The organism is Micromonospora matsumotoense, assembly GCF_050951065.1.
Classification (GTDB): domain Bacteria; phylum Actinomycetota; class Actinomycetes; order Mycobacteriales; family Micromonosporaceae; genus Micromonospora; species Micromonospora matsumotoensis.
Map to the genome: position 1 here is coordinate 4,162,100 of NZ_CP192025.1, position 25,104 is coordinate 4,187,203.

The 25,104-nt window shown below is 71.9% G+C and carries 17 protein-coding genes; 2 read left to right on the forward strand and 15 right to left on the reverse strand.

Annotated elements, in window-relative coordinates; genetic code table 11:
- Positions 1-133: 133 nt before the first annotated feature.
- The 6 genes from ACQP1S_RS18340 to ACQP1S_RS18365 form a co-directional block, all read right to left on the reverse strand.
- Entirely contained in the window at positions 134-3,352 is a 3,219-nt protein-coding gene (locus ACQP1S_RS18340; protein WP_432896834.1) for a ThuA domain-containing protein, read from the reverse strand.
- Between the two features lie 453 nt (positions 3,353-3,805).
- Positions 3,806-4,918: a sugar phosphate isomerase/epimerase family protein gene (locus ACQP1S_RS18345; protein ID WP_432896837.1), complete on the reverse strand. Its 1,113-nt coding sequence runs from the start codon at positions 4,916-4,918 to the stop codon at positions 3,806-3,808.
- Positions 4,919-5,378: 460 nt separating this feature from the next.
- On the reverse strand, positions 5,379-5,957 hold the full coding sequence (locus ACQP1S_RS18350) for a TlpA family protein disulfide reductase (protein WP_432896840.1): 579 nt from the start codon (positions 5,955-5,957) through the stop codon (positions 5,379-5,381).
- Positions 5,954-6,406 (reverse strand): hypothetical protein, encoded by a 453-nt coding sequence (locus ACQP1S_RS18355; protein WP_432896842.1) that lies wholly within the window; start codon positions 6,404-6,406, stop codon positions 5,954-5,956. The genes ACQP1S_RS18350 and ACQP1S_RS18355 overlap by 4 nt, the downstream gene beginning before the upstream one ends.
- A 76-nt stretch (positions 6,407-6,482) precedes the next feature.
- Positions 6,483-8,486 carry a M6 family metalloprotease domain-containing protein gene (locus tag ACQP1S_RS18360; protein ID WP_432896845.1) on the reverse strand — a complete coding sequence of 668 codons (2,004 nt, stop codon included), beginning with the start codon at positions 8,484-8,486 and terminating at the stop codon, positions 6,483-6,485.
- Between the two features lie 297 nt (positions 8,487-8,783).
- The gene (locus ACQP1S_RS18365) at positions 8,784-9,701 is read right to left on the reverse strand and encodes a dihydrodipicolinate synthase family protein (protein ID WP_432896848.1); all 918 of its coding nucleotides are present in this window, start codon (positions 9,699-9,701) and stop codon (positions 8,784-8,786) included.
- A gap of 222 nt (positions 9,702-9,923) precedes the next feature.
- Here ACQP1S_RS18365 and ACQP1S_RS18370 point away from each other — a divergent pair, with 222 nt between their 5' ends.
- Both ACQP1S_RS18370 and ACQP1S_RS18375 read left to right on the forward strand, forming a co-directional pair.
- Positions 9,924-11,156, forward strand: coding sequence for a PucR family transcriptional regulator (locus tag ACQP1S_RS18370; protein WP_432896851.1), 1,233 nt, complete (start codon positions 9,924-9,926; stop codon positions 11,154-11,156).
- 384 nt (positions 11,157-11,540) lie between these two features.
- Entirely contained in the window at positions 11,541-13,976 is a 2,436-nt protein-coding gene (locus ACQP1S_RS18375; RefSeq protein ID WP_432896854.1) for a M14 family metallopeptidase, read from the forward strand.
- Positions 13,977-14,033: 57 nt separating this feature from the next.
- On the opposite strand, the gene ACQP1S_RS18380 is transcribed toward ACQP1S_RS18375, so the two are convergent.
- The 9 genes from ACQP1S_RS18380 to ACQP1S_RS18420 form a co-directional block, all read right to left on the reverse strand.
- Positions 14,034-14,726 carry a TcmI family type II polyketide cyclase gene (locus tag ACQP1S_RS18380; protein WP_432896857.1) on the reverse strand — a complete coding sequence of 231 codons (693 nt, stop codon included), beginning with the start codon at positions 14,724-14,726 and terminating at the stop codon, positions 14,034-14,036.
- A 16-nt stretch (positions 14,727-14,742) separates the two neighbouring features.
- The gene (locus ACQP1S_RS18385) at positions 14,743-16,032 is read right to left on the reverse strand and encodes a cytochrome P450 family protein (RefSeq protein ID WP_432896860.1); all 1,290 of its coding nucleotides are present in this window, start codon (positions 16,030-16,032) and stop codon (positions 14,743-14,745) included.
- A complete protein-coding gene (locus ACQP1S_RS18390) occupies positions 16,029-16,349 on the reverse strand; it encodes a putative quinol monooxygenase (protein WP_091243149.1) in 321 nt (106 codons plus the stop codon). The genes ACQP1S_RS18385 and ACQP1S_RS18390 overlap by 4 nt, the downstream gene beginning before the upstream one ends.
- The gene (locus tag ACQP1S_RS18395) at positions 16,346-18,613 is read right to left on the reverse strand and encodes an FAD-dependent monooxygenase (RefSeq protein WP_432896864.1); all 2,268 of its coding nucleotides are present in this window, start codon (positions 18,611-18,613) and stop codon (positions 16,346-16,348) included. The genes ACQP1S_RS18390 and ACQP1S_RS18395 overlap by 4 nt, the downstream gene beginning before the upstream one ends.
- A gap of 310 nt (positions 18,614-18,923) precedes the next feature.
- Entirely contained in the window at positions 18,924-19,946 is a 1,023-nt protein-coding gene (locus ACQP1S_RS18400; RefSeq protein WP_432896867.1) for a LacI family DNA-binding transcriptional regulator, read from the reverse strand.
- 6 nt (positions 19,947-19,952) lie between these two features.
- Positions 19,953-21,458 carry an L-arabinose isomerase gene (gene araA, locus ACQP1S_RS18405; protein WP_432896870.1) on the reverse strand — a complete coding sequence of 502 codons (1,506 nt, stop codon included), beginning with the start codon at positions 21,456-21,458 and terminating at the stop codon, positions 19,953-19,955.
- Positions 21,459-21,489: 31 nt separating this feature from the next.
- Positions 21,490-22,482, reverse strand: coding sequence for a galactofuranose ABC transporter, permease protein YjfF (gene yjfF / locus ACQP1S_RS18410; RefSeq protein ID WP_432896873.1), 993 nt, complete (start codon positions 22,480-22,482; stop codon positions 21,490-21,492).
- Entirely contained in the window at positions 22,479-23,549 is a 1,071-nt protein-coding gene (locus tag ACQP1S_RS18415; RefSeq protein WP_091243167.1) for an ABC transporter permease, read from the reverse strand. The genes yjfF and ACQP1S_RS18415 overlap by 4 nt, the downstream gene beginning before the upstream one ends.
- Positions 23,546-25,093 (reverse strand): sugar ABC transporter ATP-binding protein, encoded by a 1,548-nt coding sequence (locus ACQP1S_RS18420; protein ID WP_091243171.1) that lies wholly within the window; start codon positions 25,091-25,093, stop codon positions 23,546-23,548. Before ACQP1S_RS18420 ends, ACQP1S_RS18415 begins: the two co-directional genes overlap by 4 nt.
- Positions 25,094-25,104 lie beyond the last annotated feature (11 nt).

A 25,104-nucleotide genomic window follows, 5' to 3' on the forward strand; every position in this document is an offset into this window, starting at 1 on the left:
CTGGCCGGACACCGACGGCTCCGGCCGGGCCGGACACCGACGGTGCCGACCGGCCGACCGACGGTGGCCGCCCGGTGCCGTTACGACGCCGGGAGGACGGAGTCTCCGTCCTCCCGGCGACCGGAGGGTGACGTCAGGCGGTCGGGCCGCCGAACTCCACCCAGTTGAGGTTGAACAGACTGGTCGTGGGTCCGCCGGAGGCGGGCTTGAAGACCAGGTAGAGCGCGTGGGTGCCGGCCGCCTGGCTGACCGGGAAGGTCTGGCTGGCCCAGGTGCTGGTGCCGGCGGTGGCGTCGAGCGTCGCGCTGGTCACCAGCGTCCCGGTCGGCGAGTCGAGCCGCAGCTCGACGATGCCGCGCGGGGTCCCGACGGTGGCCGTGGAGCCACCGGCGTACCGGAAGGTGATCTTGTCGATCCCGCCCAGGTTGATCGGGTCGAGCGCGATGTGGTCGCCGTTGTCGATGCCGGCCACGTGCTGGCCGCCACCGGCGTCGGTGGTGTTCGCCAGGGTGACGCCCTGCTGCACCTGGGCGAACTCGGCCTGCTGCCGGAAGGTCTGCAGGACGATCTGGTCGAGGGCGGACAGCGCCGGCTGGCCGTTGGCGCCCTTGTCGGTGTAGGTGGCGCTGATCGCGCCGTACAGGTAGCCACCGGCGTGGTCGGCACCGTCGGCCGGGGTCTCGAACGAGCCCGAGCAGCCGTTGGCGTCGCTCATGCCGTGCCCGTGCGTGTCGTGACCCAGGACGAAGGAGACCGTCACCCGGCTGCAGTCGATCGGACCGTCCTCGGGGTCGGTCACGGTGACCGTCCACGGCACGGTGTCACCCCAGTTGAAGAAGGTGCCGGACAGCGGCGAGGTGACCTTCACGGTGGGTGCGGTGTTGCCCACGGTGATCTCGCGGGTGAGCACCGCCGTCTTGCCGCTGGTGTCGGTCACCGTCAGCTTGGCGGTGAAGACGCCGTTGGTGGTGTAGGTGTGCGACGCGTCCCGGTCGGTCGCGTCGGTGGTGCCGTTGCCGTCGAAGTCCCAGGCGTAGGTGATGGTCTCGCCCGGGTCCGCGTCATAGGAGCCCTCGGCGGAGAACTGCACGGTCAACGGCGCCTGCCCGGAGGTGGGGCTGGCCTTCAACTCCGCCACCGGCGCCCGGGTGCCCTTGGCGTAGCGGATCACCGACAGGGCGGCGTCCGGGTTGGCCCGGAAGAAGCCGTCGCCGTACTCCAGCAGGTAGAGGTTGCCGTCCGGGCCGAACTCCATGTCCATCGGGTTGTCGAAGACGACGCCCGGCAGGAACTGCTCCACCCCGACCAGCTTGCCGCTGCCGTTGGTGCGCATCATGTAGATCTTGTCCCGGGTGAACTCCCCGAAGACCACCGCGTCGTGGTAGTACTCCGGGAACTTGGTCTCGGAGGCCAGCGCGGCGTCGTACTTGTAGACCGGGCCGCCCATCGGGCCGACGCCACCGGTGCCGAGCACCGGCCACTGGAACTCACAGGTGCCGGGCGGCGTGTTCAGGTACGCCTCGGCGCAGGTGGTGGTGGCCCGGAAGGTGTAGTTGAGCTGCGGGTCCTGCACCGGCGGGAGGACCCGACGGCCGGTGTTGCGCGGCGAGTCGTTCACCGGCGCGGCGCAGTTGAACGCCCCCTTCGACTGCTTGGTCACGAAGTCGTAGTCGATGTACGGCAGGGTCGGCGAGTAGCAGTACGGCCAGCCGTAGTTGCCGGCCTTGTTGGCGGCGATCCACCGTCCGGTGCCCTCCGGCCCCCGGGCCGCGTTCGGCACCTGCGAGTCCGGCGAGTAGTCACCGATGTAGACGAAACCCCGGGAGTCCACGTCGAAGCGGAACGGGTTGCGCAGCCCCATCAGGAAGATCTCCGGACGGGTCTTGTCGTCCCGGTCCTCGGCCTCGGGGAAGAGGTTGCCGGCCGGGACGCTGTACGACCCGTCGGCCTTCACCTTGATCCGCAGCACCTTGCCCCGCAGGTCGTTGGTGTTGCCGGCGGAACGCTGGGCGTCGTAGCCCGGGCCCTGGGTCGGCGACTCGTTGATCGGGGTGTAGCCGTCCGAGCCACCGGCGTTGGTGTCGTCACCGGTGACCAGGTAGAGCAGCCCCTTGCCGTCGAACTTGACCTCACCGGCGACGTGGCAGCAGACACCCCGGTCGGTGTCGACCTTCATGATCTTCTGCTCGCTGGCCAGGTCCAGGTGCGGCGTCGGCTCCTCGACCCACTTGAACCGGGAGAGCTGGTTGTGCCCCTTGTAGGCGTCCCACGCGGTCGGGTCGGTGCTGGTCACCGGCGCGTCGGTGATCGGGGTGTCCAGCTTCGGGGCGTAGTAGACGTAGACCCACTTGTCGGTGGCGAAGTCCGGGCCGACGGTGATCGACTGGAGGCCGTCCTCGTCGTGCTGGTAGACGGGGAGGGTGGTGACGACCGGGCTGGCGCCGGTCTTCGGGTCGTACAGCCGGATCTCGCCGGCCCGGGTGTTGTGCAGCACCCGGCCGTCGGGCAGGACCGACAGGGTCATCGGCTCGCCCGGCTCGTCGTTGAGGATGACCTTCTCGTAGTTGGCCTTGACCGTCGCCCCGCAGTCGCCCTGGACCATGCCGGCCGACCACTGGATCGCGCCGAGCAGGTGCTTGCGGAAGGTGCCGTTGGCGTACGTGTCGGCGGAGTCGCCGAGTCCGGTGTAGAACGACCGGCCGCCCTGGAAGTCCTTGCACCAGGAGACCGGGTGGTCGTAGCCCATGGTGCCGCCGGTGAAGGTCTTCTCGTCCACCGTGGCCAGCACGTGCGCGGTGCCCCGCACGTTGGTGGTGAAGTTGTACCACTGGTCGTTCAGGCTGAGCTGCCGGGCGAGCGGCTTGCTCGCCGGGTGGACCCGGTCGGCCACGTCGATGGTCGCCGACCCGCTCGACGCCGTGCCGGCCGCGGTGGTGCCGACGATGTCGCGGTAGAACGTCCACGATGGCTCGGCCTCGACCGCGGCGTGCACGCCGAGGTAGCCACCACCGTTGCGGATGTAGCGCTCGAAGGCCGCCTCCTGGCCGCCGTTGAGCACGTCGCCGGTGGTGTTGAGGAAGACGACCGCGCCGTAGCTGGCGAGGTTGTCGTCGGAGAAGGCGGTGGAGTTCTGGGTGACGTCGACGGTGAAGCCGTTGCCGTTGCCCAGGGTGCGGATCGCGTTGACACCCTTGTCGATGGACGGGTGCCGCTCACCGTCGGTCTTGGTGAACACCAGGACACTGGTCTTGTCCTGGGCCGGCTGGGCCAACGCCGGGGCGGTCGCGGCGAGCGGGACGACGATCCCGACCCCTGCGATCGCGGCGAGCCATCGGTGTACCGATCTTGCCATCTGGTTCCTCCGGTGGGGGACGATGTGCTACCTGCTCCGGGTGGGTGCCGGGGCCACCCGGGGGTGTGGCGGTGCTGCGCCTCGCTCTCCGGTGGGGGCGGGACGACGCCGTCCCGGCCCCGAGGTGGTTCGCCGACCGGTGAGCTGCCGGGCGGGGCGTGGGGTCGCAGGCCCGTGTTGCGGGCATGCGCCAGCACGGCCCGCGGGGGTACGGGTCGGAAGAGGTGACGCGGTGCGCGGGCCCGAGGCCCGCCGGGGGCGGAACGCCCGTGGATCGTTCAGCCGGCCGCCCGGGTCTACGGGGCGGGGCCGGGTGGCGACGGCCGGACGGCGACGGCGTCCGGGCGGTGGCGGTCGCGTCAGGAGACGCGACCGCCACCCGGGGGTACCGCCGACGGGGGTGCGACCGCCGGTCGGTGCCCAGCTGCGGCCGGGGTACGGCCGTCGGAGCGGTCAGTCGTTGTGGTACGTGGTCAGGTCGGCCATGTTGGCGTAGCTGAGCCGGGCGAAGTCCAGCGACTGGCCCGGGGCGGCGGTGCCGCCGGGGGCGGTGTCCATCTCCCAGTTGGCGTGGTGGAAGTCGGACTCGCCGATGGTCTGGAAGAACTGCTGGAAGTTGATGTCGCCCTCACCGAGCGGGATCATCTCGTAGCCGTTGGGCAGCGTGGTGTTGCGGTTGCCGTCCTTGGCGTGGAACAGCGGGAACCGCTTGGTGCGGCGCGCCACGTTCAGGATCGGGTCGAACAGCGAGGTCTTCTCCTGGCCGGCCGAGTTGATGTACTTGGTGTGCTTGTGCCGCGCCACGTACGCCCAGTAGATGTCCAGCTCGAAGAAGACGTACTTCGGGTCGGTCTTGGCGAAGAAGTACTCCAGCCGGCGCACGCCGGAGGAGCGGGTCGGCTTGCCGTTGGCGTCCAGCGGGCCGCTGTCGAGCAGGAACGAGTAGGCCACGTCGTGGTTGTGGGTGTAGAGGCGCATCTTGCGCTCCTTGGCCTGCCGGCCCAGCTCGTTCCACAGGTCGGCGGCGGCGTCCCAGTCGGACTGGTAGGCGCTGTTGCTCGGGTCGCTGCCGGTGCCGATGTTCTTCATGCCGAGTTCCTCGGCGACGTCCAGCTGCTGCTGGAAGGTCGCCGCGTTGATCGACGCGTGGGTGCCGTTGGCGACCAGGCCGTTGTCGTCCAGGATCTTGCGGATCTCGGTCGGGGTGATCTGCCGGCCCAGGATCGAGGTGTGCTGGTTGTAACCGGCGAACTCGATCTCCTTGTAGCCCATCTGGGCCAGGCTGGCGAGCACCCGCTCGAAGCCGTAGGGCACACCGCTGTCGTCCGGGGCGGCAGCGATCCGGTCCCGGACGCTGTAGAGGATGATGCCCCGGTTCTGCACCGGGATCAGCGGGTCGACCCGCCACTTGCCGTCCGCGCGGGCCGGGCCGTTGGTCTGGAGCACCGGCAGCCCGGCCGCGCCGAGGACGGCGGCGGCGCCGGCCGACGCGGCGAGCAGCCGACGACGGGTGACCTGGGCGCGGTACTGCGGGTCGGCGGCCAAACGGCGCTTTTCCTCGTTCACAATTTCCACCTTTCGAGGGTGGCCCTGCGGGCCACGGAGACGTGCGAGTCCTGCTGGGAGGATCGGTAAGGACCTGCGCCGCCGAATACGCGTGGCCCGGTGGATGACTGGTCGATCAAGGGGGTGTGTCAGCCGTGTTACGTCCGTGAACCGGACACTAACGGTGGCTGACGGCTAAAGATAGACCTCGAACGGAGAAACTTTTGTTCGCGCGAACAAAAGTTCTCGATGGTCGGAGCCAATGCCCGAACGGTCGCCCAGACCCGGCTTCCCGGTCGATTCCCCGGCCCTCACCAGCACGAACAGCGACGGCGACCGGGACGCGGGCACGTGGACGCGACGCGGGGCGCGATGTCGACCCACGATCGAATCGACACCACGCCCGACGCGTCGCCGCGGACCGGTCCACCGCCGGGCGGGGCCGGCCGGGCGCTGGCCCGCCGTCCGGTGCTCCGGTCCGCTACCCGGAACCCGCCAGCACCAGTTCCCCCAGCCGCTGCTCCAGCGCCGCCGCGTCCAGGCCGCCCGGCCAGCCCCGCAGCAACGCACCGCCCTTGGCGACCAGCACGACGGCCGGTGGTTCCCGCACCGCGTACGACCGCCAGATGGTCTGCTGCTCGTCGACCACGACGGGGTACTCCACCCGGTGCGTGCGCAGGTAGTCCTGCAACTCCTCGGCCTGGTCCGCGCCGGCCACCCCGACGAAGACCACCCGGTCCCGGTGCCGGCGGGCGAGGTCGCTGAGCGCGTCCTGGCGGGCGACGCAGGTGGTGCACCAGGAGCTGAAGAAGGTGAACACCACCGGTCGGTCCGCCCACAGCCGGGCGGCGGTGAGCGGGGTGCCGTCGGTGAGCCCGCCGGTGAACGCCGGGGCGGCCGGCGCGGTGCCGGGCACCGGGCGCAGCGCCAGATCGGCGGGGACCGGCCCCGGCATCGTCGAGGCGCCCCCGGCGAGCGCCGGTGCGGGCTCCCCGGGCGGGCGGGCGGTGCAGCCGGCCAGCACCAGCACCGCCAGCAACGGCGCGAGCAGCCGCCTCATGCCGGCACCACCGCCACCAGCGCCGGCCCCTCGCTACTGTCCGGGGTCAGGTCGAGCGCGGGCCGGCCGGCCACCTCCAGCCGGTACCCGGTCCGCTGCGGCACCTGCACCGGCACCGCGAACTCGCAGTAGGTCGGCACCCGCTCCACCGCCAGGTCCTCGGCGAAGGCGGCCACCGCCGTGCCCGCCGGCAGCTTCCCGGTGACCAGGGCCGCGCCGTCCGGGTCGAGCAACCGGAACGGTGCCCTGTGGTGGAAATAGAGGTACGGCCCGGTGCCGGCGCAGTCCACGCCCTCGGCCCTGATGTTGATGTCGCGGACCAGGACCCGGACGGTGGTCGGGGTGACCGCCTCCGGCCCCGGGTCGGGGGCGCCGCAGCCGGTCGTCCCGGCCAGCAGCAGGATCGCCAGCGCGCCGGTGCCGCGCCGGGTGCCCGTGGTCAGCCGCACGTCGTCTCCTCCCACCCGCGCGCCGGGTCCGTGCCGACGGGTGCCGCCACGGACCCGGCGCGACCATCGATACCGGTCAGGACTTCTCCACCCGGCACTGCTTCGTCACGGTCTTGGACGGGTCGCTCTCCGAGGTCGCGGTGAGCTTGACGAAGCCGGTGTCCGCGGCGGCGGCGGTGGCCCCCACCGAGACCCGGACCGTGGTGGACTTGCCGAACTGGGCGGTGGCGATCGGGTTGGGCAGCCAGGTCCGCCAGCCCGCGCCGGCCACCTCCGCCGAGAGGCGGTAGACGTCCGACTTGAGGTAGGCGGTCACGTTCTCCGGGTGCTGCTGCCCACCGGCCGAGTAGGTGCCGGTGTTGGTCAGCTCGAACGCGCAGGTCACACCCCGGTTCGTCGGCTTGCCGGTGCTGGTCACCTCGCCCTTGGCCAGGGCCACCCCGTGGCTGCTCGGCCCCCCGGTGCCGTCCAGCGACTTCACCGCCACCGTGTACGACAGCGAGCCGGCGGCGTCCCGCTTGAGGTCGATGATGTAGAAGTGCAGCCGGTTGGCCTCGTCGACGTACTCGTACTGGCTGCCGGTGTCCGCTCCGGCGTGGAACAGCGCGTCGGAGAGCTGCCGGTAGTCACCCATGGTGATCTTCTGCGGGGTGCCGTCCGGCCGGTAGAAGTCGATCATGTCGATGTCCTGCGGGTTGGCGTCCACCACCCACTGGAACGGTGCGCTGTCGGCGTTCTTGGTCTTGCTCAGCAGCACACCCCGGTCCGGGGTGAACGAGTCCGCGCCCATCCGGTCGACGACCTCGACGGTGTAGTTGTGGAAGCTCCCGCCGTCGCACAACGGGTTCGTGGCGACCGTGCAGGCCGGCGAGAGGTCCTTGTTCAGGGCGATGTTCACGCCGGTCAACCCCTTCGGGCCGGCGTCGACCGCGCGGGCGGTCACCTGGGCGACGACCAGCCCGGAGGAGGCCAGCGCCTCCCGGGACAGCCGCAGCACGTGCTCCTCACCGAGCAGGCCGATCTTGAGCTTGTCCCGCACCGTGTGCAGCGACCCCATCGAGCCGCCGTTGGTCGGCGGGATCTGCCAGCGGGTGTGCGGGCCGCCGGGGCCGTTGAACGAGCCGCGCGACATCATGCTCCAGATGCCGGTGTACGCCCGCCGTAACGGCTCGCCGTACGGGTTGTTGTAGTTGTCGCCGATGCCGAGCAGGTGGGTCAGCTCGTGGGCGTACACCCCCATGCCGGAGCTCTCGCCCTGGGTGGACGAGCCGGAGCCGGCGTTGGGCCACAACGTCGCCGCCGCCTTCCACGACGTCCACTCCACATAGCGGGTCTTGGCCCAGTTCGGCAGGTTGGGGTCCGGCGGGCCCCAGGCGTCCGGCACGTCCTCCTTGTTCTGGAAGATCATCTGCCCGAACTCCTGCCAGGTGGACGACTCGTCCTGCCCGGCGCTGAGGATGAAGACCAGCTCGTACTGGTCGGCGACCGCGTCACCGACCGCCGCCCGCCAGGCGCCCAACCCGTCGGTGCGGATGTTCTTGTTGCAGGTGTCCCCGCTCGGGCAGGCCCCAGGGTTGAAGCTGTTGTCCAGCCCGTACTGGTACGACTTCGCCGGCAACTGGTACGGCCCGAACCCGGCCAGGTCCACGCCGTAGCGCCCGTTGGAGTCCTGCATCCAGTACTCGTGCAGGGTGTGCCCCTTGTTCAGGGTGTTCGGGGTGTTGAGGAAGTCCTGGTAGAACTTCGGCACGTCGGCGCGGGGGATGTTGGCCGCGACCGACTGGGGGTTGCCGAAGACCGTCGAGCGGGCCCGCTGGGAGACCGCGAACGTCTGGTCCGGATAGTCGAGCGCGACCAGGGCGATCTTGAAGTTGCGGACCGCGCCCCGCACGCTCGGGTCGGCCCAGTTCTTACCCGGCACCGCCTGGTAGTCGTCCCAGGTCATGGTGTCGGGGTTCTGCCAGGCCTGCGGGTCGAGGACCTGGAACGGCGCGGTGCCGCCGGCCGGATTGGCCGGGGCCGCGGCGGCCTGCGCCGCGCCGGTCACCACGAGGGTGCCGGCCAGGACCGCGGCCAACACGGAGCGCCTCAGTCGGGGTCTGTTGCGGGTAGCACGGTGCACAGCTTCACCTCTCGTCGGGAGGGACACGGCGTCCGGTCCGGTGTCGGCGAGGGGTGGCTGCCGGGACACCTGTCACTGGGCCGCGCAGCGAATCTAGGAGGACGGGCCGGGGCCGGTCACCGTGCAGATGTCGGCAGGTGGACCGGCGGCTTCCGACACCTGAAGGACCGACGCCGGGGCCCGGCGGGCCGCCCACCCCCGGCCCGGGCGCAACGCCGCGCCGTCGGTCGACCGGGCCGGACCGGCCGGCATGGTTCACCGGGGCCGACCGTCGGTGACCGGATCGACGGTGGTCGACAGGGCCCGCACCAGGTCCCGGCGCAGCCGGGCGGCGGCCGGCCCGGCCAGCGGACCGCGCGGCGGGCGGCACCGGCCACCGAACCGCCCGGCGCAGTCCATCGCCAGCTTGATCGCCTGTACGGCCTCCGGCCGGGAGCGCCAGCCGAAGGCCGGGTGCAACTCGGCATAGAGCGGCAGCGCCCGCGCCAGGTCCCCGGCGACACAGAGGTCGTAGAGCCGCAGGGCCTGGCGGGGCAGCGCGTTGGACAGGCCGGCGACCCAGCCCCGGGCCCCGCACAGCACCAGTTCGAGCAGCATGTCGTCGGCCCCGGCCAGCACGTCCACGTGCGGGCAGAGGTCCCTGATCCGGTGCACCCGCCGCACGTCGCCGGAGAACTCCTCGACCGCGACGATGCCGTCGGTCTCGGCGACCCGGGCGAGCAGCTCGGGCGTCAGGTCCACCCGGGTGTCGTACGGGTCGTTGTGGGCGACCACCGGCAGGCCGACGGCGGTCACCTCCCGGTAGTGGGCGACCACGTCGGCGTCCCCGGCGGGGTAGCCGTCCGGGGGTGGGGCGAGCACCCCGTGGGCGCCGGCGGCCGCGGCCTGCTCCGCCCAGCGGCGGGACTGCCGGCTGCCGTAGCCGCCGACGCCGGGCAGCACCGCGCAGCCCGGCGGCGCGGCCTGCACCGTCGCCCGCACCACGTCGGCCCGTTCGTCGTCGGACAGGGCCCGGTACTCCCCCACCGAAGCGCACGGGGTCACCCCGTGGCAACCCGCCTCGGCCAGCCAGCGCACGTGCTCCTGGAGCCGGTCGAAGTCGACGCCGAGGTCGTCGCGGAACGGCGTGGTGATGGCGACCAGGACGCCACGCCAGGGCCTACCAGCTGTCACTCGGGCGTTCCCTCCTGCGCGGCGGCGGCCCGCTGCCCACCGCAGGAGGAACCCTACGATCGTCGATCGCCGTGGCTCTTCGGACAATTGCCGGAACAGTCGCCGTGGGGGCCGTCCTTTTGTCGGTAGATCCGTGGTGGACCTTGCGCACAGGCCCACCGGCCGCAGAGGGTAGGGCACCGGCTGTCGCACCCCTGCCGCGCAGCCAACCAGGGGAGATCCATGCACGGTGAGCTTCAGCGCATAGTCGACGCCGTCGCCGCCCGGGTGGGGCGTCCCGCCCTCATCGAGGACCGGCGGCAGCGGGTGGTCGTCTACAGCGAACACGACGGGCCGATGGACGAGGTGCGCCGGATGTCGATCCTGCGCCGGCAGACCACCCCGGAGGTGATCGCCTGGTTCCGCCGGATGGGTGTGCTGACCGCCCGCGAGCCGGTGCGTACCCCCGCCGACGTCGACCTCGACCTGCTCCCCCGGGTCTGCGTGCCGATCTGGCACGACGACCTGCTGCTCGGGTTCGTCTGGTTCATCGACGACGACGGGTCGATGACCGACGCCGACATCGCCACCGCGACCGGCGCCTTCACCGACCTGTCGCTGGCGCTCTACCGGGAGAACCTGCTCGGCGAGCTGGCCTCGCAGCGGGAGGCCGAGGCCACCCGGACCCTGCTGGTGGAGAGTCCCCAGGCCCGTGCGCACGCCGTGCGGGCGCTGCTGGAGGAGGGCACGGTCGCCGGCGACGGCACGACCACGGCGGTGGTGGCCCAACTCGCCCCCGCCACCGGGCGGCACCCCGACGAGGTGGCCCGGATCGCGCTGGAACAGGCGTTGGTGGCGACCCGCCGGTGGCTCGGCGTGCGGGAGTCGCTGCACATGGTCTGGCCCGACCACGGGGTGCTGCTGATCTGCGGTGGCCGGATCGCCGGCCGGCCCACCCCGGCGGCCACCGCCGGGCACCTGGACGAGGCGCTGGGTCAGGCCACCCGGGGGCTGTCCTCGGTGGAGCGGACGGTGACCGGCATCGGTCAGTCCCGCCCGGGGCTGGTCGACGCGGTGCAGTCGTACCGGGAGGCGGTGCAGGCCGCCCGGGTCGGTGTCCAGCTGCCGGCGCTCGGGCGGGTGGTCTCCTGGGCCGGCCTCGGCATCTACCGGGTGTTGTCCCAGTTGGACGGCCGGCACCTGGACGTCGCCGGGGTGCACCCCGGGTTGGAGCGGCTGCTGCGCGACGACGCCCACCAAGTGCTGCTGGAGACCCTGGAGGCCTATCTCGACCTGGCCGGCAACGCCCACGCGACCGCCGAGAAACTGCGGCTGCACCGGACCACCCTCTACTACCGGCTGCAACGGGTCGAGCAGCTCGCCGACACCGACCTCAAGGACGGCAACGAGCGGCTGTGCCTGCACCTGGCGATGAAACTGGGTCGGCTGACCGGCCACTACCGGGCCCCGTCCTGACCGCCCCGGCCGCTCCGGCGACCGTCGGGAGAGGACGTTCGCGCCGCCGCGCTGTGACAGCCCGTGTCCGGCCGGACAGATCATTGACAGATCCGAGCGGGTACGGCCAGGATGGGCGCACCGATCGGCAATGCCCCCACGACCGACCGTAACCAGGTACGTCCCCCCGCCCGTCACGCAGACCGGATCGGCGCCGGTCCGACGCCGCCGCGCGTCCGGGAGACACCCGTGTCTCCCGTCGTCCGGTGGGTCGACGTCGTGATCGGTCACCCACCGTCGCCCGACTGTCGGCGTCCGACCTCCCTGTTACCGCACCCCCGCCCGACGGCGGGCGCTGCCGCGCGCCGTCGGCCCGTCTCGCACCCCCAGGAAAGGTGGCCCGAGATGTCCCGTTCCGCACTCCCCCGCCGCTGGCGGCGGCTACCCGCCGCGACGGCCGCCGGTGTGGCGCTGCTGCTGCTCGCCGGCCCGGCGACCGCCGGCACCGCCGCTCCGCCCGACCGGGAGGCCGACGCCCCGATCGTGCTCGAACGCTCCGCCGACGAGCAGGCCGACGTGGTGGAGGTGGTGGTCGACCACACCGCCCGGCTGGACGAGCTGGTCGCCACCGGGGTCGACCTCGACCACCACGTCACCCGCACCGAGGCGGGCATCGTGGTGCACGCCGTGGTCACCCCCACCGAGGTCGCCGCGCTCACGCGGATGGGCTACCGGGTCGGCGCCGTGCTGCACGACGCCGCCGACTCCGCGCAGCGGGTCAGCGAGCGGGACACGACGATCGCCGCCCACCAGGCCGAGAACCGGGCGTACACGGCGACCCTGGCGCGCAGCGCCGCCGCCTCGGACGTGAAGATCATCCGGGCCGACTACTACACCTCCGGCACCAACCAGGTGCTCTCGGTCGAGGCCAAGTGGGCCCAGGGGCAGACCTCCACCAGCGCGCTGACCGTGGCCCGGGACAGCGGCCCCGGCACCGAGATCGGCTCCGGCGGCACCCAGAACATCTCCCGGTTCGTCGACGCCGGGGTCTACCTCTACCACCGGGGCGCCGCCGCCGTCACCGCCCGGCCGCAACGCATCCAGATCACCAGCCCCACCGGGGACGTGGCGGTCGCCGAGGTCTCCGAGTGGCTGCCGATCCCGGCTGACAGCCCGGAGGGGCCCGGCTACCAGAAGGACTTCGTCACCAGCTACCTCACCCCGACCGAGCTGTACGACCGGATCAAGCGGCTGGCCGACGCCTACCCGCAGCTCGCCGAGGTGGTGAAGCTGCCGTACCAGACCAACGGGTACCGGCGTAAGGCGCAGGTGGTGCTCGGCGGGACCAACGCCACCCGGGTCGCGGTGGACTCGCTCGCCTGGGGGCACGAGGGCGGCAACGACATCACCGTCGCGCTGGCCGACCCGGGCGCGGCCGACCGGCCGCTCGCGGTCACGGTGACCGGCAAGGACATCCGGGTCAGCCTGGCTACCGACGCCGCCGGGGCGGTGACCAGCACCGCCGCCCAGGTCGCCGCGGCGCTGACCGCCGAGGCGGGTGCGCTGGTCACGGCGTACACCTATCGGGGTGACGCCGGTGCCGGGGTGGTCGCGCCGGTCGCGCCGACGCCGCTGACGGACAACCTGAAGGCCCCGGCCGGGGTGTCCCACGACCCGCATCCGGTGTACGCCATCCGGATCGGCAAGTACCGCGACGGCTCCCGCACCGGCGTGCTCGCGTACGCCCAGGAACACGCCCGGGAGTGGGTCCCGCCGCTGGTGACCATCGAGACCGCCGAGCGGCTGCTGCGCAACCACGCCACCGACGAGAACACCAAGCAGCTGCTGCGCACCCTGGACATCTGGATCGTCCCGTCGATCAACCCGGACGGCGGGCACTACTCGTTCTACGACTACGCCTCGCAGCGGCGCAACATGACCAACCACTGTGCCCCGGGCGGCGCCACCGACGCGCTGGCCCGCAACTCGTGGGGGGTGGACAACAACCGCAACTACACCGAGTACAGCCTCTTCGACGGCTACTCGGGGGCGTCGGCGAGCTGCACCGGCGACACGTACGCCGGGCCGAGCGAGCTTTCCGAGCCGGAGAACCGCAACGTCGACTGGCTGGCCCAGCGGCCCAACATGAAGTTCTCGATGAACCTGCACTCCTCCGGCAACTACTTCATGTGGTCGCCGGGCGCATACGCCACCCCGGGACGGATCTCCGCGCCCCGGCCGACGCTGGCCGACGAGTCGTTCTTCTGGGGCGCGTCGTCGCGGATCCTCACCGCCATCAAGCGGCACCGCAACATGGCGGTCACCCCGGCCCGGACCGGCCCGATCTCCGACGTGCTCTACTCGGCGGCCGGCAACTCCGGCGACATGCTGTGGTACAAGTACGGCATCTACGCCTGGAACTTCGAGGTCGGCACCAGCTTCCAGCCCACCTGGGACGAGGCGCACCAGGAGGCCATGGAGTTCAGCAACGGCCTGGTCGAGCTGCTGCGGGTGGCCCGGGACTTCGACAAGGACAAGAAGCGCCCGACCAGCACCCTGTCGGTCGCGCCGGGCCCGACCGAGGGCACGGTCAGCGTCCGGTTCGACGTCAGCGAGCCGGCGGCGGTGTTCTACACCCTCGACGGCAGCCGGCCGACGTTCGACTCCACCCTGTACGCCTCCGGGGGCATCCGGGAGGGGGGCGAGACGCTGACCGTCCCGGTCGGCGCCAAGGTCCACTGGTTCTCGGTGGACGCCGCCGGCAACATCGAACGTAACTACCGGCCGGACGACGCCAGCTTGACCTTCAACCGGGGCTGGGCGACCCTGCCCACCGGCTGAGGTCCGGAATGCGCCAGCGGGGGTCCGCGCCGCCGGACCCCCGCTGGTCGACCGGGCTCAGTCCTCGGCCCGCCACCGGTAGAACTCCGTCGCCACCGCGTCCAGCGGGCTGCCCCAGGTCTCCGGGTCGAACGGGCTGATGTACGGGCTGAGATCGTCCATGATCTTGGCGAAGACCGGCTGGTCGTGGCGTTGCTCCACGGCGCCGTCGAACGGTTCGCCGACGCGCTCCAGCACGTGCAGGTAGACGTCGTCGATCGAGTACAGCCACCGTCCGGTGACCCCCATCATGCCGGGCAGCGGGCCGGCGTCGGACTCGGCGAAGATCTGCGCGACGGTGGGTTCCGCACCGGGCTTGATCCGGGCCACGATGACCGTCCGGCTCGGCTCGCCCGCGTCGGCCGGCAACCCGGCACCCTCGGTCGGCGGGGCGGTCGGCGCCCACCGGTAGAACTCCTTGGCCACCGAGTCCGACGGGTTCTTCCAGTCCCGGGGGTAGGGCGTCACGTACGGGCCGATCTTCTCGGCGATCTGCTGGAAGGCGGGCAGCCCCCGGGTCTGCCCGGTCACCTTCGGGTCCGCGTCCCGTTCGATCAGGTGGATGTAGAGGCCGTGGAAGGACAGCAGGGTCCGCCCGACCACGCCCAGGTCCTGCGGCCTGGTGGTCCGGTCGTAATACCCGAACACGTCGGCGACGGTCTGCTCGCTGCCCGGCACCATGCGGCAGACGATCACGTTGCGGAAGGTCATGGAAACTCCTCGGAGATCAGACGGTACGGGTCGGCTCGGTGGGGCGGGGGCGACTGGCCGGCGGGTACGACACCGGCGGGGCGGAGGCGGTGAACCGGACCGGCAGCTCCAGCAGGCCCCGGAACGGTGACGCGGCCGGCAACCGACGCAGCGCGGCGGCCGGCACCCCGAGGCGCAACCCGGGCAACCGGCGCAGCAACGCCGCCAGAGCGATCTGGGCCTCCATCCGGGCCAGCGAGACCCCGAGGCAGTAGTGCACGCCGTGGCCGAAGCCGAGGTGCGGCCCGCGGACCCGGCGCAGGTCCAGCCGGTCCGGGTCGACGAAGTGCGCCGGATCGTGGTTGGCCGCGTTGAGCACCACGCCGACGATCGACCCGGCCGGGATGCGTACCCCCTGGTACTCGACGTCCTCGGTGGCGACCCGGGGGCTGGCCACCGGCAGCGGACCGTCGAAGCGCAGCAGCTCCTCGATCGCCGAGGGCAACAGATCCGGGGTGTCGCGCAGCAGGTCGAGCTGGTCGGGGTGGGTCAGCAGGGCCACCGTCGCGTTGCCCAGGAAGTCCGCGGTGGTCTGGTGCCCGGCGAACAGCAGCAGGAAGCTGGTGGTGACCAGTTCCGCCTCGGACAGCCGGCCGTCCTGGTCGCAGCCCTCGATCAACGCGCTGATGATGTCGTCGGCCGGCGCGGCCCGCTTGGCGGCCACCAGCTCCGCCAGGTAGTGGTGCAGCCGGACCTGCGCCTCGCCCACCGCCGCCCGTTCCTCCGCCGGGGGTCGCCGCGACGACCCGGAGGTCCGGATCACCTGGGTCCAGTCCAGCACCCGGTCCTGGTCGGCCCGGGGCACCCCGAGCAGCTCACAGATCACCACCATCGGCAACGGGATCGCGAAGTCGTGCATCAGCTCGGCCCGGCCCTGCGCGACGAACCCGTCGATCAGGCCGTCGACGATCTGCCGCACCCGGGGTCGCAGCGCCTCGATCCGGCGCGGCGCGAACGCCTGCGACACCATCCGGCGCAACCGGGTGTGCTCCGGCGGGTCCGAGTTGAGCATGTTGCGGTTCAACGCCTCGGAGTTCGGGCCGAAGAGCTGGAGGTAGTGCTGGCCGGGGCCGTAGAGGTCCTTGGACAACCGGGGGTCGGTCAGCGCCGCCCGCGCGTCGTCGAACCGGGTGAGCAGGTACGAGTCGAACCGGGGCGAGCTGACCGGACAGACCGGCGCGTCCGCGCGCAGCCGGGCGAAGGACGGGTAGGGGTCGGCGGCGAACTGTTCGGTGTAGAGCTGCGACGCGGGCACCGGCTCGGTCATCTGGTCTCCTCCGCCCTGCTGGGCATGCTGTGCAGCACCTGGTAGGTGTGTCGTTCGGCGGATTCCCGCAGGTCACGCACCACCCGCAGCAGCCGGTCGCGGTGTTCGCTGCGGCCGAAGGCGTCCAACCGTTCCCGGTCCGCCCAGTCGCTGATGATCAGGTAGCTGCGCGGGTCGTCGGCGTCGCGGACGAGATCCTGCCGCAGGCACCCGTCGAGCAGCCGGATCTGTGCCGCCGCCGAGAGCCACTCCGCCTCGAACCGCTCCGCGCAGCCCTCGCGGGTCCGCATGGCGAGCACGGTGCGCACCGCCGTCATCGCGCACCCCCGAAGACCAGGTGCAGGTTCTTGCGCAGCGCGTCGGCGTCGATCGGCTGGCTGCGGAAGCCGACGTGACCGTCCGGGCGGATCAGGTAGAGCGCGGTGCCGGCCACCCCGTACCGGGCCCGGAACTCGCCCCCGGTGTCGCGCACCACCGGCGGCGCGAGCAGCCCCGGCTCCTCGGCGTCCGGGCTGAGCAGCAGGTAGACGTCGATCTCACCCCGGCTCAGGGCGCGGACGTCGGCAGCGAGCCCCGCCACGGCGGCCACCGCCGCCGGCTGCGCCGACCGGTCGGCGTAGACCAGCAGGGTGTGCCGGGTGCCGCCGGTCAGATCGCGCAACCGCAGCGGATGCCCGACCCCCTGCCGGGCCAACCCTCCCAGGTCGGGCGCGCGGTCACCGGGACGCGGGCCGGCGCGCAGCGCCTCGGGATCGGTCACGCACTCCCCGACCAGCGGGCTGTCGGCATAGCTGAGCAGCAGGGACATCTCCTGGCGGAACTGCCGCTCCAGGTCGGCGCGGTCCAGTTCGTCGGTGAACGCCATCCGCACCGCCCGGCCGACGATCTCCTCCCCCTCCGGGCGGCGTTCGGCCTCGTAGCTGTCGAGCAGTCCGGGAGCGGCCAGCCCCCGCGCCGCCAGGGCCACCTTCCAGGCCAGGTTCCAGGCGTCCTGGATGCCGGTGTTCATCCCCTGCCCACCGGCGGGTGGGTGCAGGTGGGCCGCGTCACCGGCCACGAAGACCCGGCCGTGGCCGTACCGGTCGACGATGCCGTGACTGATCCGGAACACCGACGACCAGCGCAGGTTCGCCGCCCGGGTGCCCGGTGGGGCCAGCCGGTCCAGGGCGGCCTGCACGTCGTCGAGGCTCGGCTCGGCCAGCTCCTCGCTGAACCCGGGCGGGGCGTCCCGGCCGCCGGTCTGGGCGAAGAACCGGGGCGGCGCGAGGGTCGCGATCCGGTACCGGCCCGCACCGCGCAGTGGGACGCAGACCAGCATGCCGTCCATCTGGCCGTCGGTCTGGTGCAGGAACCGCAGCAGGTGCCCGTCCGGCATGTCCCAGTTCACGTCGACGTCGGCGAGCATGAACAGCTGCGGGAACCGGCCCAGCCCACCCGAGAAGGTCAGCCCGAGCAGGTCACGGACCCGGCTGTGCGCACCGTCGGCGCCGATGAGGTACTGCGCCCGCACCGTCTGGGTGCCGCCACCGGCGAGCGCCAGGGTGGCCAGCACGCCGTCCGCGCCCTGGGTGAACCCGGTCAGCTCCGCGCCGCGCTGCGGCCGTACGCCGAGGGTGGCCAGCCGGTCGGTGAGGATGCGCTCGGTCTCGTACTGGGGCAGGCCGAGGTGCGCGTACGGCAGGTCGGGCAGCTCCCAGCTCATCCGGTGGGTCTGGGTGCCGTTGACGAACACCACGTTGCCGGTGAGCCAGGTGCCGGCGTCCATCGCCTCCCGCACGATGCCCTGCTCCGCCCAGATCTCCATGGTGCGGCAGTGCACGCCGATCGCCTTGTCCGCCTGGGCGGGCGGGGCGACCAGCTTGTCCACCACCCGGCAGTCGACGCCGCGCCGGGCCAGCTCGACGGCGGCGGTCAGCCCGGTCGGCCCCGCCCCGACGATGAGTACGTCCGTTGTCGTGTGCACGTCGGTCTCCCTACCGGTGGTGGCTGCCCGGTCGGTGCCGGGATGAGCCGCGAGGTGGAACAGTCGGCGGCGGAAGTCGAGCAGGAACGGCGCGATCGGCCCGGCCTCCTCCCGCGCGTGCGCCGGGTTGGCGACCCAGCGGTGGAACTCCGCCTCGGTGCGCCACTCGGCGAAGATGTGGTGGACGTCCGTGCCGGGCTCGCGCAGCAGGTCCTCGCGCAGGTAGCCGGGGACCCCGGCCATCCGGGCGGTCACCTCGGCGTGGCCCCGGTGGAACTCGGCGAGCCGGGCGGTCGGCACGGTGACCTCGACGTCCACCAGGATCGTCGGGTGCTCGCCGGGCCGGTCGCGCATCACCCGCTGGTCGTCGGCGGTGGGTGGCGCGCACCCGGCGCGCAGGGCGTCGGCGAGGTCGGCGGCCACCGCGCCGTCCTCGTAGTCGCGCAGGGCCGCGTCGTCGACCCACTCGGTGGCGATGACGAACGTGCGGGGGTCGTGCGCGTCCACGAACAGGTCCCGGCGCAGGTTGCCGGGCAGTGCACCGATCTGTGCCGCAGCCGTGCGCCAGGCCGACCGGACGGCCTGTTCGGCACCGGGACGCGCGCGGATCCGGAGCATTGTCCTGATCATGAGGTCTCCCTTGACGGCCTGCCCGGACGAGGGTCCGACCGCCGGGAACCTGCACCGGCGCGTCGTCGTTCGACCCTGTCGCAGCGCGCGTCACCCCGCCGTCACCGGGGAGCCGACCCGGGTCGCCCCCCGTTGACGCCGCCGGGACGGCCCACCCACCCGGACCGTCTCCGCCGCCGGACCCAGACCGACGGCCGCCACCGCACGCCCACTGCGGGACCGGTCGGGGCGGCGCACGCAGCTCAGGACCGACGGTCACCGGGCGTGGCTCAGGAGCGGCGGTCGCCGCGCGCGGGACTCAGGAGCGGCGGTTGCCGCTGCTCGCGCGGACGACGAGGACCGGTTCGACCTGGGGCCGGGGCGCGTCCCCGCCCGCGCCGTCGAAGAGTTCCAGCAGCGCGGCCACGCACCGGCGGCCGACCTCGTCGAAGTCCTGCCGCACGGTGGTCAGCGGCGGTGAGAGGTATTCGGCCTCGGGAATGTCGTCGAAACCGACCACGCTGACGTCCTCGGGGATCCGGGCCCCCCGCTGGTGCAGGGCGCGCAGCAGACCGAGCGCCTGGTGGTCGTTGGCGCAGAACACCGCCGTCACGTCGGGGCGTTCGACCAGGGACTGGCCCAGCTCGTAGCCGGCCCGGGGGCTCCAGTCGCCGACGATGACCGGGGGCACCCGGCGGCCCGCCTGCTCCAGGGTCTGCCGCCACCCGTCGACCCGGTCCCGGGCCTCCAGCCAGTCCCGGGGCCCGGCGATGTGCCACACCGTCTCGTGTCCCAGGTCGAGCAGGTGCCGCACCGCCAGCCGGGCGCCGGCCACCTGGTCGACGGAGATGCTGGGCAGTTCGCCGCGCTCCCCGCTGGCCTCCACCACCACCGCGGGTACCCCGGTGGGCAGGCCGTGCACGGCGACCGACGCCGTCATCATCGGGGTGATGACGACGACGCCGGCCACCGACTGCTCGGTCAGCGCGTCGATGGCCGAGCGCATCCCGCTACGGTCCAGCCGCTCCAGGGTGACGATGCTGATGCCGTACCCGGCGGCCCGGGCGGCCCGCTCGATGCCCAGCAGGGTAGCCGCCGGCCCGAACAGGATGGTGTCGAAGCTGACCACCCCGATCACCCGGGAGCGTCGGCCGGCCAACCCCCGGGCCAGGGCGTTCGGCCGGTAGTTGAGCTGGTGCACGGCACGCAGCACCCGCTCCCGGGTCTCCGGCCGAACGCTGGGGTGGTTGTTGAGCACCCGGGACACGGTCTGGTGCGACACCCCGGCGAGTTGCGCGACGTCGCTCATCACCGCGGCGCGTTCGGGCCGCTGCTGGCCCATGGCGGGTCAGAAACCCCGGGCCAGGCGGTAGTAGGCCTGGTTCCACCGCAGCTCGTCGGCCAGCCGCCGGGGGGTCGTGTCGGCGTCGATGACGACCAGTTCGGTGCTGACCATCTCGGCGAGGTCGTGCAGCTCCTCGACCCCGACGGCCTGGGACAGCACCGTGTGGTGCGGGGCGCCGGCGGTGAGCCAGGCCTCCGCCGAGGCGGCCAGGTCCGGTCGGGGCCGCCACACCGCCCGGGCCACCGGCAGCTTCGGCAGCGGGTACGGCGGGGCGACCACGTCGATCTCGTTGGCGACCAGCCGGAACCGCTCCCCCATGTCGGCCAGGCCGAGCACCACCGCCGGGCCGGGCTGGGCGTCGAAGACCATCCGTACCGGGTCCTCCCGGCCGCCGATGCCCAGCGGGTGGATCTCGACGTTCGGGGTGGCCGACGCGATGGTGGGGCAGACCTCCAGCATGTGCGCCCCGAGCACCAACTCCCGGCCGGGGGTGAGGTCGTAGGTGTAGTCCTCCATGAACGAGGTGCCGCCGGTGGTGCCGACGGACATCGACTTGAGCGTGCGCACCAGCACGGAGGTCTTCCAGTCGCCCTCGCCGCCGAAGCCGTACCCGTCGGCCATCAGCCGCTGCACCGCGAGGCCGGGCAGCTGCCGCAGCCCGCCCAGGTCCTCGAAGTTGGTGGTGAAGGCGCGGAACCCACCGGCGTCGAGGAAGTCGCGCAGCCCCGCCTCGATCCGGGCGGCGTAGCGCAGCGAGTCGTGCCGGTCGCCGCCCGAGCGCAGCTCGGCGACCAGGCGGTAGCTGTCGTCGTACTCCTTGACCAGGTCGTCGATGCGGGCGTCGGCGACGGCGTCGACGGCCTCGACCAGGTCGTTGACCCCGTAGGTGTTCACCGAGACGCCGAAGCGCAGCTCGGCCTCGACCTTGTCCCCCTCGGTCACCGCGACGTCGCGCATGTTGTCGCCGAAGCGGGCCAGCCGCAGCGACCGCATCTCGGCGTGCCCGATCGCGGCCCGGGTCCAGGCGCCGATCCGGGCGGCGACCCGGGGGTCGCTGACGTGCCCGGCGACGGTCTTGCGGGCGACGCCGAGCCGGGTCTGGACGTACCCGAACTCCCGGTCGCCGTGGGCGGCCTGGTTGAGGTTCATGAAGTCCATGTCGATCTCGGACCAGGGCAGTTCCACGTTGGCCTGGGTGTGCAGGTGCAGCAGCGGGGTACGCAGCGCGTCCAGCCCCGAGATCCACATCTTGGCCGGCGAGAAGGTGTGCATCCACGCGATCACGCCGACCGCGCCCTGCACCGCGGCGTCGCGGCAGACGGCCAGGATCTCGGCGCTGGAGGTCAGCACCGGCTTCCAGACCACCCGGGCCGGGACGGCCGCGTCGGCGTCGAGCCGTTCGGCGATCCGCCGGGACTGCTCGGCCACCTGACGCAGGGTCTCCGGGCCGTACAGGCCCTGACTGCCGGTGAGGAACCAGACCTCGGCGACCGGGGATGGGTTGGTCATGGGCGTTGCCTTCCGGTGGGACTGGCGAGGGTCACTTGGTACGGATGCCGACGAGGCGTTGGAGCAGGATGAACACGAACAGCAGGCCACCAATGACGATCTTGGTCCACCACGAGTTGAGCGTGCCGTCAAAGGTGATCAGCGTCTGGATGATGCTGAGCACCAGCACCCCGAGCAGGGTGCCGAAGACGTAACCGGAGCCGCCGGTGAGCAGGGTGCCGCCGATGACGACCGCCGCGATCACGTCCAGCTCCATGCCCACCGCGATCAGCGGGGCGCCGGACAGGGTGTAGAAGGACAGCAGGATGCCGCCGATCGCCGAACAGAGCCCGCTGATCGTGTAGACCGCGATCTTCGTACGGCCCACCGGCAGGCCCATCAGCAGCGCGGACTGCTGGTTGCCGCCGATGGCGTACACGTTGCGACCCAGCCGGGTGTACGCCAGCACGGCCGCCCCGATCGCCAGCACCGCGAGGGCGATCAGCACGCTGATCGAGACGAAGTTCTCACCGAGATGGATCCGGTGCTGGGCGGCGGTGGTCCAGAAGCCGTCGGTGATCGGGATCGAGGTGGTGCTGATCCAGGTGCACATGCCCCGGGCGAAGAACATCCCGGCCAGGGTGACGATGAACGGTTGGATGTCGAAGAAGTGGATCACGCAGCCCATGGCGAAGCCGAGGGTCGGGCCGAGCAGCAGGGCGATCAGCAACACCAGGGCGGGGTGCAGGCCGTCGCCCAACAGGGAGGCCGACACCATCGCGGTCATCGCCACCACCGACCCGACCGACAGGTCGATGCCGCCGGTGAGGATCACGAAGGTCATCCCGACCGCGACGACCAGCAGGAAGCCGTTGTCGATGAAGACGTTGAAGACGACCTGGATGTTGGAGAACGCCTGGTACTGCGAAACACCGACGGCGTACATCACCAGCAGCAGGGCTGCGGTGGCGAGCACCGGCACGTGCCGGGGTGGCACCCGCCACCAGGCACGGCCCGGACGGGCGGCCAACGGGGTCGTGGTCATGCCGGAACCTGCTCCTTCTCTGTGCCGACCGGCTCCACCGGAGTCACCGGGACACTGCGCCGACGGCGGAACCGCGCCCGGAAGGCCGGGGCCTGGATGAGACAGACCACGATCACCACGACCGCCTTGAACAGCAGTGAGGTCTGCGGGTCGATGTTCATGGCGTACACCGAGGTGGTCAGGGTCTGGATGAGCAACGCGCCGATCACGCTGCCACCGAGGTAGAACCGGCCGCCGGCCAGCGCGGTGCCGCCGATGACCACGGCCAGGATGGCGTCCAGCTCGACCCAGAGCCCGACCGCGTTGCCGTCGGCGCTGGAGACGTTCGCCGTCATCATGAACCCGGCGATCGCCGCGCAGGCGGCGCTCACCACGTACACCAGGAAGGTGATCCGGCGGGAGCGGATGCCGGCCAGCCGGCTCGCCTCGGCGTTCCCGCCGACCGACTCGATGATCATCCCGAGCGCGGTACGCCGGGTCAGCACCGCCACCAGCAGGGTCACCGCGAGCGCGATGACGATCGCGAACGGCAGGGTCAGCAGGTGCCCCACCCCGATCACCTTGTAGGGATCGCTGTTGATGGTGATGATCTGTCCCTCGGCGATCAGCTGGGCCAGGCCCCGGCCGGCCACCATGAGGATCAGCGTGGCGATGATCGGTTGGATGCCGATCCCGGCCACCAGGATGCCGTTCCACACGCCGAGCAGCAGGGCCACCCCGAAGCCGAGCGCCACCGCGGTGAGCACCACGGCCAGGCTGTTCTGGTCGGGCTGCTTGCTGATGTAGAGGCAGGCCACTGCGCCGCTGACGGCGGCCACCGCACCCACCGAGAGGTCGATGCCGCCGGTGGCGATCACCAGGGACATCCCCAGGGCGACCAGGATCAGCGGGGCGCTGAGCCGGACGATGTCGACGAGGCTGCCGTAGAGGTGGCCGTTCTTCAACTCGACCGACAGGAAGCTCGGCCGGTAGATGACGTTCGCCACCAGCAGCAGCAGCAGCACGACCAGCGGCCAGAAGAGCCGGTGACCGGTGACGCCCGCGAGGCGGGCCCGTGCGGTGCTCATGCCGGCACCGTCCCTTCCTGCGAACTGCCGCTGGCGATGGCCTGCATGATGCGGGCCGCGTCGAGGGTGTCGTCGTTGGTGAGCTCGCTGACCAGCTGCCGGTCGCGCATCACGGCGACCTTGTGGCTGAGCCGGAGCACCTCCTCCAGCTCGGCGGAGATGAACAGCACCGCCATCCCGCCGTCGGAGAGCTGCGCCACCAGGCGCTGGATCTCGGTCTTGGCACCGATGTCGATGCCCCGGGTCGGTTCGTCCAGGATCAGCAGCCGGGGTTCGGTGATCAGCCACCGGGCCAGCAGCACCTTCTGCTGATTGCCGCCGGAGAGGTTGCGCACCGGCATCTCCGGATCGGCCGGCCGGATGCTCAACGCCTTGATCCAGTGTTGGACCAGCTCGTCCTGCCGGCGGCGGGGCACCGGCCGCAGCCAGCCCCGGGACGCCTGCATGGCCAGGATGATGTTCTCCCGCACCGACAGCTCGCCGACCAGACCCTCGGTGCGGCGGTTCTCGGAGCAGAACGCGATGTCCCGGTCGATGGCGGCCACCGGGTTGCGGATCGTCACGGGGGTGCCGTCCACGGCGAGCCGGCCGGCATCGGCGCGGTCCGCGCCGAAGAACAACCGGGCCACCTCGGTACGTCCCGACCCGAGCAGCCCGGCCAGGCCGACCACCTCGCCCTGGTGGATGGTGAGGCTGAACGGCGCGACGGAACCGGACCGGCCGAGGCCGTCGGCAGCCACCAGGGGGGTGCCCTGTTCGAGGGCCGCCCGGTCGTCGCCGCTGGTGGCCTCGTCGAGGCGCTCCAGGGCGTCCAGCTCCTTGCCGATCATCTTCTCCACCAGCGCGATCTGCGGCAGTTCGCTGGTCAGGTACTCGCCGACGAGCCGGCCGTTGCGCAGCACGGTGATCCGGTCGGCGATGGCGTACACCTGGTCGAGGAAGTGGGTGACGAAGATGATCGCGATGCCGTCGTCGCGCAGCTGCCGCATGATCCGCATCAGCTGGGCCACCTCGTCGGCGTCCAGGCTGGAGGTGGGCTCGTCGAGGATCAGCACCCGGGCCCGGATGTCGACCGCGCGGGCGATCGCCACCATCTGCTGCACGGCCAGCGAGTAGCTGCCCAGCAGCTCGGTGACGTCGATGTTCAGGTCGATGCGGGCCAGCAGCTCCTGCGCCCGGCGGCGCATCTCGCGCCAGTTGACCGCACCGAGCCGGCGCGGCTCCCGGCCGATGTAGATGTTTTCCGCCACCGACAGGTTGGGCAGGAGGTTGACCTCCTGGTAGACGGTGCTCACCCCGGCGGCGGTGGCCTGCATCGGGCCGGAGAAGGAGACCTCTGCGCCGTCGAGGGCGATGGTGCCGGAATCGGTGCCGTAGACGCCGGTCAGCACTTTGATGAGGGTGGACTTCCCGGCGCCGTTCTCGCCCATCAGGGCGTGCACCTCACCGGGAAAGAGCCGGAGGTCGACGCCGTCGAGGGCGCGGACCCCGGGGAAGAGCTTGCTGATCGCGGTCATCGTCAGGACCGGATGCCTATCCGACATCCCACCGAACC

Excerpts from the sequence above, each read along its gene's own strand:
- ACQP1S_RS18415 (WP_091243167.1), bottom strand. The coding sequence starts at position 23,549 with ATGAGCACCGCACGGGCCCGCCTCGCGGGCGTCACCGGTCACCGGCTC.
- yjfF (WP_432896873.1), bottom strand. The coding sequence starts at position 22,482 with ATGACCACGACCCCGTTGGCCGCCCGTCCGGGCCGTGCCTGGTGGCGG.
- ACQP1S_RS18395 (WP_432896864.1), bottom strand. The coding sequence starts at position 18,613 with ATGCTCCGGATCCGCGCGCGTCCCGGTGCCGAACAGGCCGTCCGGTCG.
- ACQP1S_RS18390 (WP_091243149.1), bottom strand. The coding sequence starts at position 16,349 with ATGACGGCGGTGCGCACCGTGCTCGCCATGCGGACCCGCGAGGGCTGC.
- ACQP1S_RS18420 (WP_091243171.1), bottom strand. The coding sequence starts at position 25,093 with ATGTCGGATAGGCATCCGGTCCTGACGATGACCGCGATCAGCAAGCTC.
- ACQP1S_RS18370 (WP_432896851.1), top strand. The coding sequence starts at position 9,924 with ATGCACGGTGAGCTTCAGCGCATAGTCGACGCCGTCGCCGCCCGGGTG.
- ACQP1S_RS18375 (WP_432896854.1), top strand. The coding sequence starts at position 11,541 with ATGTCCCGTTCCGCACTCCCCCGCCGCTGGCGGCGGCTACCCGCCGCG.
- ACQP1S_RS18340 (WP_432896834.1), bottom strand. The coding sequence starts at position 3,352 with ATGGCAAGATCGGTACACCGATGGCTCGCCGCGATCGCAGGGGTCGGG.
- araA (WP_432896870.1), bottom strand. The coding sequence starts at position 21,458 with ATGACCAACCCATCCCCGGTCGCCGAGGTCTGGTTCCTCACCGGCAGT.
- ACQP1S_RS18350 (WP_432896840.1), bottom strand. The coding sequence starts at position 5,957 with ATGAGGCGGCTGCTCGCGCCGTTGCTGGCGGTGCTGGTGCTGGCCGGC.
- ACQP1S_RS18380 (WP_432896857.1), bottom strand. The coding sequence starts at position 14,726 with ATGACCTTCCGCAACGTGATCGTCTGCCGCATGGTGCCGGGCAGCGAG.
- ACQP1S_RS18400 (WP_432896867.1), bottom strand. The coding sequence starts at position 19,946 with ATGGGCCAGCAGCGGCCCGAACGCGCCGCGGTGATGAGCGACGTCGCG.
- ACQP1S_RS18385 (WP_432896860.1), bottom strand. The coding sequence starts at position 16,032 with ATGACCGAGCCGGTGCCCGCGTCGCAGCTCTACACCGAACAGTTCGCC.